General features: G+C 74.0%; 7 protein-coding genes. 1 reads left to right on the top strand and 6 read right to left on the bottom strand.

All coding sequences use genetic code 11. The features are described 5' to 3' along the window. Window positions 1–13: 13 nt before the first annotated feature. From ISOVA_RS02995 to ISOVA_RS02985, 3 genes are all read right to left on the bottom strand, one after another. A complete protein-coding gene (locus tag ISOVA_RS02995) occupies window positions 14–988 on the bottom strand; it encodes an AAA family ATPase (protein WP_013837780.1) in 975 nt (324 codons plus the stop codon). A gap of 34 nt (window positions 989–1022) precedes the next feature. Further along, window positions 1023–7115, bottom strand: coding sequence for an Ig-like domain-containing protein (locus tag ISOVA_RS02990; RefSeq protein ID WP_013837779.1), 6093 nt, complete (start codon window positions 7113–7115; stop codon window positions 1023–1025). A gap of 118 nt (window positions 7116–7233) precedes the next feature. After that, window positions 7234–7401 (bottom strand): AraC family transcriptional regulator, encoded by a 168-nt coding sequence (locus tag ISOVA_RS02985; protein WP_221927832.1) that lies wholly within the window; start codon window positions 7399–7401, stop codon window positions 7234–7236. 46 nt (window positions 7402–7447) lie between these two features. Between ISOVA_RS02985 and ISOVA_RS02980 the strand changes: the two genes are divergently transcribed. Further along, entirely contained in the window at window positions 7448–8122 is a 675-nt protein-coding gene (locus ISOVA_RS02980; RefSeq protein WP_324605889.1) for an SDR family NAD(P)-dependent oxidoreductase, read from the top strand. Between the two features lie 20 nt (window positions 8123–8142). Here the strand turns inward: ISOVA_RS02980 and ISOVA_RS02975 are convergent, their stop codons facing one another. From ISOVA_RS02975 to ISOVA_RS02965, 3 genes are read right to left on the bottom strand one after another with little or no spacing between them, the layout of a single operon-like run. Next, on the bottom strand, window positions 8143–9189 hold the full coding sequence (locus ISOVA_RS02975; protein WP_013837778.1) for a polyprenyl synthetase family protein: 1047 nt from the start codon (window positions 9187–9189) through the stop codon (window positions 8143–8145). Next, complete coding sequence (gene nuoN, locus ISOVA_RS02970) at window positions 9186–10919, bottom strand: NADH-quinone oxidoreductase subunit NuoN (RefSeq protein ID WP_013837777.1); 1734 nt, start codon at window positions 10917–10919, stop codon at window positions 9186–9188. The genes ISOVA_RS02975 and nuoN overlap by 4 nt, the downstream gene beginning before the upstream one ends. Next, complete coding sequence (locus tag ISOVA_RS02965) at window positions 10916–12514, bottom strand: NADH-quinone oxidoreductase subunit M (RefSeq protein WP_013837776.1); 1599 nt, start codon at window positions 12512–12514, stop codon at window positions 10916–10918. Before ISOVA_RS02965 ends, nuoN begins: the two co-directional genes overlap by 4 nt. Window positions 12515–12517 lie beyond the last annotated feature (3 nt).

The following is a 12517-nucleotide window of genomic DNA, read 5'->3' as shown; positions in this document are numbered from 1 at the left end:
CTGGTGCTCCGCGTCAGGCCGTGCGTCGTTCCTGCGGGGCGGGTACGTCGACCAGCAGGCGGTCGATCGCGCCCTCCGCCGTCGCGCCCGCGAACTCGGCCTCGGCGTCGAGCACGATGCGGTGCGCCCACACGTGCGGCGCGAGCTCCTTGACGTCGTCGGGCAGCACGTAGTTGCGGCCATGCGCGGCGGCCCACACCTTGACGCACCGCACCAGCGCGAGCGCCCCGCGGACCGAGACGCCCACGTGGACGTCGGCCGCGGCGCGGGACTCCTCGGCGAGGCGCGAGACGTACTCGAGCACCGCCGGGTCCACGTGCGTCGTCGCGGCGAGCGCCGCCATCTCGACGACCGCGTTGCCCGTGATCACGGGCTGGAGCGCGGCGCTGCGGTCGCGCACGGCCGCGCCCGCGAGGATCTCGACGGTCGACGCGAGGTCGGGGTAGCCGATCGACGTCTTCATGAGGAAGCGGTCGAGCTGCGCCTCGGGCAGGCGGTAGGTCCCGGCCTGCTCGATGGGGTTCTGGGTCGCGATGACCATGAACGGGCTGCCCACGGCGTGCGGCACGCCGTCGACCGTGACCCGGCCCTCCTCCATGACCTCGAGCAGCGCGGACTGCGTCTTGGGCGAGGCGCGGTTGATCTCGTCGGCGAGCACGATGTTGGCGAACACCGGGCCGGGGTGGAAGTCGAACTTCCCCGTCTGCTGGTCGTAGATCGTCACGCCCGTGACGTCGGACGGCAGCAGGTCGGGCGTGAACTGGATCCGGTGGTGGGTGCCCTGCACGCTCGCGGCGATCGCACGCGCGAGCGACGTCTTGCCCGTACCGGGCGCGTCCTCGAGGAGCAGATGGCCCTCGGCCAGCATGCACGTGAGCGCGAGCCGGATCTGGTCGTCCTTGCCGAGCACGGCCTGCGCGACGTTGCCGACGATGCGGTCGAAAGTCTGGGCGAACCAGGCGGCCTGCTCCGGGGTCATGGTGCTCATGGGTTCCTGCTTCCTCGTCGACGCGGTCGCGCCGTCACCACGTCATCCGCTGCGTGGTGCCGATGCTGGTCTCGATCCATACCTGCTGGCCCGGTCGGCCGTAGTAGCACCACGCCTCGACCTCGCCGAAGTTGCCGTTGCCGTCGGTGCGGGCCTGCGTGCCGTTGCGCATCCGGTTCTGCCACGACGACGAGATCTGCCCCGTCGAGGACTGGCACACGTAGCTGAACGACGTGTTCGGCGCCGCGTCCCGGATGGTCAGCGTGAGCCAGCCGCACGAGCTGTGCGTGCAGTTCGGCTGCCCGACGGCGCTGCTGCCGCGGCCCACGGTGAAGCTGGGCTGCGGCTTGGCGTCGGTCCGCCCGGAGTCGCTCGCCCACGCGCCGCAGCCGGCGGCGTTGCAGGCGCGCGCCTGGAGCGTGTAGCTCTTCGAGTACCCGCCGCCGACGCCGACGTCGAAGGGCCACCCCTGGCCGGCGCTGCGCGAGCCCTCTCTGACCTCGTCCCCGGACAGCCTCCACTCGATCCGCTGGATCGGGCGGCCGCCGTCGTTCGCGGTGCCGCGCACCGTGAAGTGGCCGTCCGTGGCGGTCGCTTTGTGCCACGTCACGCCGGGCGTGCCCGGGACCGTGTACGGGGAGACGGAGTTGGAGCGCGCCGACCAGGCGGAGCACGTATGGTCGTTGCAGGCCTGGACCTCGAACACGTAGTTCCGCCCGTTGGTCAGGCCGGTGAACGTGTACGGCGACGCGCCGTTGCGCGGGCCGAGGACGTTGCCGGCGCCGTCGATCGCCCGGACGCGGTAGTACCCGCCCGGCCCCCGGAAGTCGGCCGTGGCTCCCCAGGACACCTGGGCCTTGCCGTCGGTGTCGGCGAGCAGGCGCGCGCTCGGCGTGGGCGGGACGGTCGGCGTGCCGTACGGCATGACCGCGTTCGAGCGCGGGCTCGCCTGCCCGGTGCCCGCCTTGTTCTCGGCGCGCACCGTGAAGCTGTAGTTCGACGAGTCGTCGAGGCCCTCGATCGCGTACGCCGTGTTCTTCGTCGTGTACGTCGTCCCCGTCCGCGTCCCGTCGCGGTACTCGTCGAGGTGGTAGGTCATGTTCGTGTCGCCGTTGCCGTCGGGCGCCTGCCACGTGACGCGCACGCGCCCGCCCACCGGGTCGTCGACGCGCTGGGCGGTCGGTGCGGCGGGCGCCGCGGGCGGCCCGGCCGGGATCTCGGTCGCGGACCACTCGCCCCACTCGGACGGCTCGGGTGCGAGGTTGACGGCCTGCAGGCGCACCTTGTACGCCGTGCCGTTCGTCAGGCCCTCCCACACGATGCGGTTGCCCGTGACGCCGACCTTCTGCGTCTGGCCGTTCGCGGGCGCCGGCGAGATCTCGAGATTGACCGACTGGATCGGCGACCGGTCGGAGTAGGTCGCGTTCTCCCAGGTGACGACGAGCGAGCGGTCGCCGAACGTCAGCGTGGGCGCGGCGGGCGGGTCCGGCCGCTGGTCTGGCCGCGCCTCGGCGGAGGCGGGCGACGGGTCGGAGGTCCCGACGGCGTTCGTCGCCTCGACCGTGAACGTGTACGTGACGTTGTTGGTCAGGCCCTCGAGCGTGCACGTCGTCGTCGCGCACTCGAACGTGTCGCCCTTGTCGGAGCGCACCGTGTACGAGGTGATCTCGGAGCCGTTGTTGACGGGCGGCGTCCACGACAGCACGACGGTCTGCGAGCGGACCTCCTCGACGTGCGGACGCGCGGGTGCCTCCGGCCGGCCGAGCACGTTGATCGTGATGCGTCCCTCGACCTGGCGGTCCGGGTCCTTGGTCGCGTCCTCCACGCGGTAGCGGACGACCATGGTGCCCACGAAGTCCTGCGCGGGCGTGACGACGACCTGGTCGCCGTCGACCACGGTGCCGCCGGCGCCCGTCTCGATGATCGGCTGGCCCACGACGCGCAGGGGCTCACGGTCCGCGAACGGGTTCGAGTCGTTGGCGAGCACGGGCACGGACACCGGGCGGCCCTGGTGCGCGTCGTCGACGACGTCCTCGACGGCGCGGGCGAGCGGCCGCGTGGACGCGACCACCTCGACCGTGAGGGTGCCGTCGACCGGCGGGTGCTGGTCGTCCGTGACCGTGTACGGCACCCTCAGCACGGTGCCCTTGGGCACGTCGGGCGCCGCCTCGAGCGTGACGCGCGAGCCCGCGAGGGTGGCCCCGAGCCCGGACGGCAGGCTGCCGAGCGCGAAGCGCAGCTCGTCCTCGTCGGGGTCGGTCGCGAACCGGCCGAGGTCGACCGCGCTCTCCTCGCCCGCGGCGACCTGCCCGGTGGGCGAGCCCGGCTCGGGCGGCAGGTTCTCCGGCGGGAGCACCGTGATCGGGAGCGTCAGGACCGCGGTCGCGGCGTCCGGGTCGTCCGGCCCCGTGCCGTCGGTCACCTCGAACGTCACGGCGGCCGGGCCCTGGTAGCCCTCGTCCGACGTGTAGGTCATCGTCGTCGGGCCGCTCACGGCGACCTCGCCCTCGACCGCCGTCACCTGGTCCGAGGCGGTGAGCCGCGGCGTGCGGCCCTCGACGACCAGCACGTGGTCGGTGATGTCGATCTCCAGCGGCTCGCCCGAGAGCACCTCGAGCGGCGCCTGGCCCGGGCGCAGGATCGGCTCGGCGTCCGTCAGGCCGGGCACGACGAGGAACGCCTTGGCCTGCAGCCCGTCGACGTCGGTCACCATGTACGTGACGACCTGGCGCGACGCCGTGAGCTCGACCTCGACCTCGCCGTCCTCGGTCACCGTGGCGGTCGGCGCGTCGGTCGTGACCTCGAGCTCGCTCGCGGCCCCGTCCGGGTCCTCGTCGTTGTCGAGCACGGGGACCGTCACGCTCGTGCGCCCGAGGATCTCGGCGACCGGCACGGAGTCGTCGCGCGCGATCGGCGGCAGCAGCGGCGCGTCGGCGGCGACCGTGACGCTCACCGCGGCCGAGGCGCGCGCCGCGTACGTGTCCTCGATCGAGTAGTAGAACGTGTAGGTGCCCTCGTCGGCGGGCGTCTGCACGACGATGCGGTCGTCGACGACCTCGGGCGACACCTCGTCGCCGCCCTGGGTCGCGCCCGGGACGAGACCGATCTGGTCGCCGTCCGGGTCGGAGTCGTTGAGCAGGGCCGGCACCGCGACGCGACGCTCGGGCCGGACGGTCACGTGGTCGTCCACCGCGACCGGCGGCTGGTTCGTCTCCGGCGGGCGCGCGATGCCGACGCGCACCGTGCCGGTCGCGACAGCCCCGCGGGCGTCCTGGACCGTGTACCGGAAGCTGTCGCCGCCCTCGGCCCGCTCGGAGGCGGCGTAGTCGACGTACCCGTCGACCACCTCGGCCCGGCCCTGGGTCGGGCCGCTCGCCAGGCCCGTGAGCTGGACCGAGTCGCCGTCGGGGTCGATGCCGTCGAGCGGCACGTGCACGCGCACCGTCCCGCCGGCGAGGACGCGCGCCTCGACGTCGCGCGGCACGGGCGGGGCGTTGTCCTCGCCGTCGCGCACGTGGATCGTGACCTGGGCCGAGTCCTCCTGGCCGTTGCGGTCGCGCACCTTGTAGATGGCGTACCCCGTGCCCGCCTGGGACCCGGCCCGGAACCGCAGGCGGTCCTCCGACACGAACGCCTCGCCGAGCGCGGGGTCGACCTGCTGCTCGAGGTCGCCGACGAGCTCGAGCTCGAGCCCGTCGGGGTGGGTGTCGTTGGCGAGCACCGGGACGTTCACGTAGTCGCCCACGCGCACCGTGACCTCGTCGGCCACCGCGTTGGGCGGCTGGAGACGCTCGGGTGCCGGGACGGGCAGCACGCGCACCTCGCCCGTGGCGGTGTGCGCGCCGTTCGACACCGTGTACTCGAGCACCACGGGGTCGGCGATCCGGCGCGTCTCGGTGACCCGCAGCATCTGGTGCGCGAGCACGGCGACCGACACGCCGGCGTCCTCGGGCACGCGGACCGACTGCACGACGAGCACGCCGCCCGCCGGGTCGGTGTCGTTCGCGAGCACGTCGACCAGCGCAGAGCCGCCCGCGGGCAGCATCACCGTGTCCGACACGACGACCGGCGGCCCGTCCGCCGCGTCGGGGTCGAGCACGTCGACGCGCACGACGCCCGTCGTCGTCGCCGGGCCGTCCGACACCTGGTAGAGCAGGTCGTACGAGCGCGGCTCGTGGGACAGGAACGTGAAGGTGCCCGCGTCGTAGTTGGGCGTGACCTCGGCCGGGGCGTCCTGGCTCACCGACACGAGACGCAGCTCGTCGCCGTTCGGGTCGGAGTCGTTGGCCAGGGGCTCGACCGTGACCGGCTCGCCCGCCGTGACGACCACGTGGTCGCCCACCGCGACCGGGGGCTCGTTGCCGTCGCCCAGCACGTCGACCCACAGGGTGCCCTCGACGACCTCGCCGCGGCCGTCACCGACCGTGAGCGTGACCTTCTTGCGGCCCGTCGCCGACCCGCCGTCGCGGAACTCGACCGTGCCGTCCGGGTACGCCCGGACCTCGTCGCCCTGCACGGTCGCCGACGCCGTGGCGAGGTACACGTCGTCCCCGTCCGGGTCGCGGAAGAACGGCAGGACCTTGATCTGCCCGGCGCCGCCGCGCTGCACCCGCAGCACCGGCTCGCCCGTCTGCTCGGGCGCCGCGTTCTCGTCCCACGGGACCACCCGGACGTCGACGTTCGCCTCGTCGGTGCCGCCGCGGCCGTCGGACACCTCGTAGCGGAACCGCACCGACCCGCTCGCGTCGCCCGGCACGACGGCCTGCAGCGCCTTGCCGCCGAGCACGCGCTCGACCGTCAGCGGCGCGGGCTGGTCGCCGACGAGCCGCGCCGTGATGACGTCGCCGTCGGGGTCGAGGTCGTTCGACAGCACGTCGAGCACGGTCGAGCGGCCCGGCCGCACGCCGTACGAGTCGTCCTCGGCGACGGGCGGGTCCTGGCGCTCGCGGTCGACCACCGTCTGGTCGACGAGCTCGGGCTTGGCGTCCTCCGCGTTGGCGTCCTCGCCGTCCGCGCGCTCGGGGAGCTGGACGTCCCAGTCGTCGACCTTCTCGTACTCGTCGAGGGCCATCCACAGCGTGCCGGAGGTGAGGTCGTTGAGCACGACGGCGTTGCGGTTGACCCGGTACTCGAGCCTCGTCGACTGGTCGATGCCCTCGAGGACCCGGTCCACGTCGCGGTCCGTGCCCTCGCAGTCGCGGACCACCTGGCCCGTCTGCGACCACGCGCCGTAGAGGCAGCCGCCGAGCTGGACGGGCGCCGCCGGCACGCCCGAGGCTCGCCGCGTGACCGCGGCACCGCCGTCGAGCGGCTGCACGACCAGGCCCGACGACGTCGCGTAGGCGACGCCGTCCGTCGCGGGCCCCGGGTGCTGCAGCCGCGCCCCCTGCGCGTCCGCGACCTCGACGACGTCGCCGCCGGGGAGCCGCAGGCGCGCGTCGCTGCGGTCCAGGACGACCGGCTCGTCGCCGACGGTCGTCAGGACGACGTCGTCACCGCGGTCGAGCAGACCCAGCTCGCGCGAGCTCGGCTCGCCGTCGACCGGGACGGTCCACAGCGTGTCGGTCGACGGCACGACCGCGTACGCGGTGCCGTCCCGCGAGACCACGACCTCGCCGGCGCCCTCGAGCTCGACGGTCGGATCCACCTTGCCGGTGTCGAGGCCGGGGAGCCGGTCGACGGGCACGACCCACAGCGAGGCGCTCTCGTCGTCGAGCACGGCGACCGTGCCGCCGCCCATCGCGACGTGGGCACCCGGGGGGACGACCGTGCTGGAGGCGAACTTGAGCCGCGCGACGTCGACGACGCTGGCCGCGCTGTTGCCGTCGTCCGCGACGACGACGTCGCCGGCCTCCTGGGCGACGTCGAAGGCCGCGCTGCCCGCGAGGAGCGTGCCGTCGATGGCCTGGGCCTGCGTGTTGAACCGCCCGACGAGGCCGGCCGACTCCTTCGTGACCCAGACGCCGGAGTCGTCGAGGTCGACGTCGGCCGTCGCCTCGCCGTCGTAGAGCACCGCCGCCGTGGCGATGCCCGCGGACAGCACGACGACGGCCGCCGTCGAGGCGATGGTCCTGCGGTCCCCCTGCTGGAAACGCGTGAACGCGCCCAATGCTCCCCCCGGTGTCATGGGCTGGTCGGCGACGGAGGGTGGCCTGCGCCACGACCGGTCCGTCGCCCGCGCAAGGATAGCGGGGGGCCACCTGCCGAGAGCAACCGTCGGTCTCGCGGTCCGGGACCGCGGAACCTCAGAGGTCGCTCAAGCCGGGCGCCGGGGAGGGCCCTCCGGACGAGGCGGCCACGAGGCCCCGCGCCTGGCGCCGGTAGTGCAGGGGCGAGACGCCCAGCTCGCGCTTGAACGCCGTGCTGAACGCGCTCTCGGAGCCGTAGCCGACCCGCTCGACGGAGCGCCTCACCGCCGCGCTCGCCGGGACCGACACCTCCCGCCTCCTGGCGCTGGAGGTGGACCTGACGGACGAGGACCAGGTCGCCCGGGCCGTCGCCGCGACCCGCGTGCGCTTCGGCGCCCTCGACGTGGTCGTCAACAACGTCGGCTACGGCTACCTCGCCGCCGTCGAGGAGGTGCCCGACGCCGACGCCCGCGCGATGTTCGACGTGCAGGTCTTCGGCGTGTGGAACGTCCTGCGGGCCGTGCTGCCCGGGTTCCGCGAGCAGCGCGGCGGTCACGTGATCAACGTGTCGTCCATCGTGGGGCTCGTGCCCTTCCCCGGCTGGGGCCTGTACGCCGCGGGGAAGTTCGCGCTCGAGGGGCTCACCGAGTCCCTGGCCGCGGAGGTCGCTGACCACGGCATCAGGGTGAACCTGGTCGAGCCCGGCTACCTGCGGACCGACTTCCTGCGCCCCGTGTCGCTCGGCCTGCCGAGCTCGACGAGCGACGCCTACCCGGCCGTGCGCGAGATGGTCGAGCAGCACCTGCGGATGCCCGGCACGCAGCTCGGCGACCCGGCCAAGGCCGCGGCCGCCATCATCACGGTCGCGACCGGGGGCGACGCACCGCTGCACCAGCTGCTCGGCTCCGACTCCGTCAGCCTCGCGGCCGGTCGGCTCAAGACCCTGCCGGACGAGTTCGAGTCGGCCCGGGAGCTCGCGCTGACGACCGACGTGTCCGCCGGCTGAGCCGCCGACGGCGCGAGGCCCTAGGAGGCGCGGTCGGCGAGCGCGGTCGCGAAGTCCGCGAGCGCCACCTTGACCGACCCGTCGGGCAGGGGGGCGAGCTCGGCCGCCGCCTCGCGCGCCCACCGGACGGCCAGGTCGCGCGTCCGGGTGAGCACCTCGTGGCCGCGCAGCTCGGCGACCACGCCGGCGAGCACCGCGTCGTCCGAGAGGTCGCCGTCGAGCCGGGCCAGCAGGTCCGCGTCGGCCGGTGTGCCCTCGCCGCGCTCGACGCGCCGGCGCAGCAGCAGCACGGGCATGGTCGGCACGTGCTCGCGCAGGTCCGTGCCCGGCGTCTTGCCCGACTCCTCGCCGGTCGAGGCGATGTCGAGCACGTCGTCGGCCAGCTGAAACGCGACGCCGACCCGCTCGCCGTACGCGGCGACCGCCTCGACGATCTCGGGCGGGCAGCCCGCGAACATGGCGCCGAACCGGGCCGACGTCGCGAGCAGCGACGCGGTCTTGTCGGAGAGGACCTGCAGGTAGTGCTCGACCGGGTCCTCCCCCTCGCGCGGCCCGACCGACTCGTGCAGCTGGCCCAGGCACATGCGCTCGAAGGTGCTCGCCTGGATCATCACGGCCTCCGGCCCCAGGCCGGCGACGACCCGCGACGCGCGCGAGAAGAGCAGGTCGCCCACGAGGATCGCGACGTTGTTGCCCCACAGCGTGTGGACCGCGGGCGCGCCGCGGCGCACGGGCGCGGAGTCCATGACGTCGTCGTGGTACAGCGAGGCGACCTGCGTGAGCTCGACGACGACCGCGGCGTCGACCAGCTCGGGGCGCGTGCCGTCGCCGAGCTCGCCCGCGAGGAGCGTGAGCAGCGGGCGGAACCGCTTGCCGCCCGCGGCCACGAGGTGCCGGGACGCGTCGTGCGCGAGCGCGTCCGCCGACGCCACGGCCTCCTCGAGCGCGGCGTCGACCGCCGCGAGGCGCCCGGCGAGCCGGTCGGCGAGCTCGGGGTCCTTGAGCGGGATCGCCGTCGGCGCGGGTGCGGAGGACGAGGGTGCCGGGTCGGCAGGAACGCGGGTCACGGTCTGAACTTAGCCGCCTCGGCCGCCAGATCGAGAACCGAGGACGGCAGGACGCCGAGCAGCAGCACGCCGACGGCGCACACGGCGATCGCCAGCGCCGCCGGGCCGCGCGACCCCACCACGACGACCGTCGCGTGCGCGACCGCCGTCCGAGCCGCCGTGACGACGCCCGTCGTGCCGCGCCCGTCGACGTCGGGCGCGGCGTCCGGGACACCGGCGTCCGGGGCACCGGCGTCCGGGGCACCGACGCCCGCCGCGGCGTCGGGCACGTCCTCGTCCGCCGGCGGCGTGAGGACCATGAGCACGATCACGCGGACGTAGAAGAACACGGCGACGGCGCTCGCCAGCACGCCGAGGACCGCCAGCGGCCACGCGCCGGCGTCGACCGCGGCCTGGAACACGCCGAACTTGGCGAGGAACCCGGCCGTGAGCGGGATGCCCGCCATCGACAGCAGGAAGAGCGCGAACGCGGCGGTGAGCCAGGGCGCCTTGCGGCTCAGCCCGGCCCACTGGGCGAGGCGCGTCGCCTCGCCCAGGACGACGCCCGAGGCGTCGCGCTCGCGCACGAGCGTGACCACCGCGAACGCGCCGACCGTCGCGAGGCCGTAGGCGAGCAGGTAGAAGACGACGGCGCGCGCGCCGAGCTCGGAGAACCCGACGAGGCCGACCACGAGGAAGCCCGCGTGCGCGATCGACGAGTACGCGAGCAGCCGCTTGACGTCGGTCTGCACCGCACCGGCCACCGTGCCGACCAGCATCGTGAGGATCGCGACGGCCCACAGCGCCACGACGACGTCGCGCCGCAGCTCGTCGTCGAGACCGGCGGCGAGCGTGAACACGACGCGCACGAGCGCGCCGACCGCCGCCGCCTTGGTGCACGCGGCCATGAAGCCCGTGACGGGCGTGGGGGCGCCCTGGTAGACGTCGGGCGTCCACGCGTGGAACGGCGCGGCGCCGACCTTGAAGAGCAGACCCGCGAGGACGAGCAGCACGCCCGTGAGGATGAGACCGGGCATCTGGCCGAGCGGCGAGACCTGCGGGTGCTGCAGCACGAACACGGCGGCCTCGAGGCTGACCGTGCCCGCGAACCCGTAGACGAGGGCGATGCCGAACAGCATGAGCGCCGACGCGAACGAGCCGAGCAGGAAGTACTTGAACGCCGCCTCCTGGCTCAGCAGGCGCCGGCGACGCGCGGTCGCGCACAGCACGTAGAGCGGCAGCGAGAGCACCTCGAGCGCGATGAACAGCACGATCAGGTTGTCGGTCGCGGGGAAGAGCAGCATGCCGCCGGTCGCGAACAGCACGAGCGGGTAGATCTCGGTCTGCTCCAGGCCCGCCTGGCGGGCGGCGTCCTCGTAGGCCGTGCCCGGGACCGCGGCCGCGGTGGGCGCGAACGCGTCCTCCCCCGAGCGGGTGCGGTCGGCGATGACGAGCACGCCGAGGATCGCGAGGATCGCGACGACCGCCTGGACGCCGAGCGTGAAGGGCGTGAGCAGGTAGGTCCCGTCGACGATGAACGCGAAGCCGTCATCCTGGACACGGCCCCACAGCAGCGCGATCGACACGAGCGAGCCGACGAGCGCCGCGAGCGTGAGCACGATCTGCGTCGTCCGGCGTGCCCGCGCGGGCACGAACGCCTCGAGGAGGACGCCGAGCACGCCGGCGCCGAGCACGACGAGGACCGGGGCGACGACGGCCCAGTCGATCTCCGGTGCGGTGAAGTCGGTCACTGCTCGCTCCCCTCGCTCGCGTCGGACGTGGCGGCGGCCACCGGGTCGGTCTCCCCGACGAGCTCGACCGACACCTGGCCGGGCTCGCGGACGTAGTCGAGCGCGGGCCCGGGCACGAGGCCGAGCACGACGAGCGCCCCGATCAGCACGCCCGCGACCGTCTTCTCCCGGCCGTCCAGGTCGCGCACGTCCGCGAGCTCGCCGGGCGGCGCGCCGGTGAACATCCGCTGGTAGGTCAGCAGCACGTACACCGCGGCCAGCACGACGGCGGGCACGGCCACGAGCACCGCGGCGGGCCAGCGACCGAACGCGCCGAGGAAGACCATGACCTCGGAGACGAAGGTCGCCAGGCCGGGCAGCGCGAGCGCCGACAGGCCCGCGACGAGGAACGTGCCGCCGAGCACCGGGGCGACGATCCGCAGGCCGCCGTAGTCCGCGATGCGCTGGCTGCGCAGCGGGTGGCGGGCGATGACGAAGCCCGCGACGAGGAACAGCGCGCCGGTCGACAGGCCGTGGTTGAGCATCATGAAGCTCGACCCCGAGATGCCGAGCGACGTGAACGTGAAGATGCCCAGGATGATGAAGCCGAAGTGGGACACCGACGTGTAGCCCACGAGCCGCAGCAGGTCGCTCTGGCCGATCGCGAGGATCGCGCCGTAGAGGATCGAGATCACCGCGAGCACGACGACGAACGGCGCGGCCCACCGGCTCGCCTCCGGGAACAGCGGCAGGCAGAGGGTCAGCATGCCGAACGTGCCGACCTTGTCGAGCACGCAGATGAGCAGCGTCGACGTGCCGGGCGTCGCGTTCCCCGCGACGTCGGGCAGCCACGTGTGCACGGGCACCATCGGGGCCTTGATCGCGAACGCGAGGAAGAACGCCGCGAACATGAGGCGCTCGGCCGTCGGGTCGAGCGCGAGCCCGGTGAGGTTGTCCGTGAGGAAGGTCTGCGGGCCGCGGTCCTCGGCGGGCACCTGCAGGTACAGCGCGACGACGGCCGCGAGCATGACGAGCCCGCCCGCGAGCGAGAACAGCAGGAACTTCACGGCCGCGTACCGGCGCTGCGTGCCCTGGCCGAACCCGCCGATGAGGAAGTAGGCGGGGATGAGCATGGCCTCGAACAGCACGTAGAAGAGGAACACGTCGCGCGCGGCGAAGACCGCGACCATGAACGCCTCGAGCACGAGCACCGTCGCGAGGTACTTGCGCAGGCGGGCCCGGTCGCCGCCCTGCTCGTGCCACGCCGCCAGGATCACGAGCGGGACCAGCACGACCGACAGCGCGACGAGGAGCAGCGCGACGCCGTCGACGCCGACGGCGTAGCTCGCGCCGAGCGCCGGGATCCACGCGTACGTCTCGGTCAGCTGGTGGGTGCCGGCCGCGCCGGTGTCGAACGCGAGGAACGCGCCCACGAGCAGCGCGACCTCGACCAGCGCGCCGACGAGGGCGACGGTGCGCGCCGCGCCGCCGAAGCGTCCGGCGCCCACCGCGCCGGCCGCGGGCCGGCCGCGACCGACCCCGGTGAGGGCGGTCGCCGCCGCGGCGACCAGCGGCCACACGATGAGGACCGTGAGCCAGGGGAACCCTGAGGACATCGT

It is taken from the genome of Isoptericola variabilis 225, assembly GCF_000215105.1.
Lineage (GTDB): Bacteria > Actinomycetota > Actinomycetes > Actinomycetales > Cellulomonadaceae > Isoptericola > Isoptericola variabilis_A.
The sequence above is the reverse complement of the archived record's forward strand: the minus strand, read 5'-3'. Positions and strand labels throughout refer to the sequence as shown.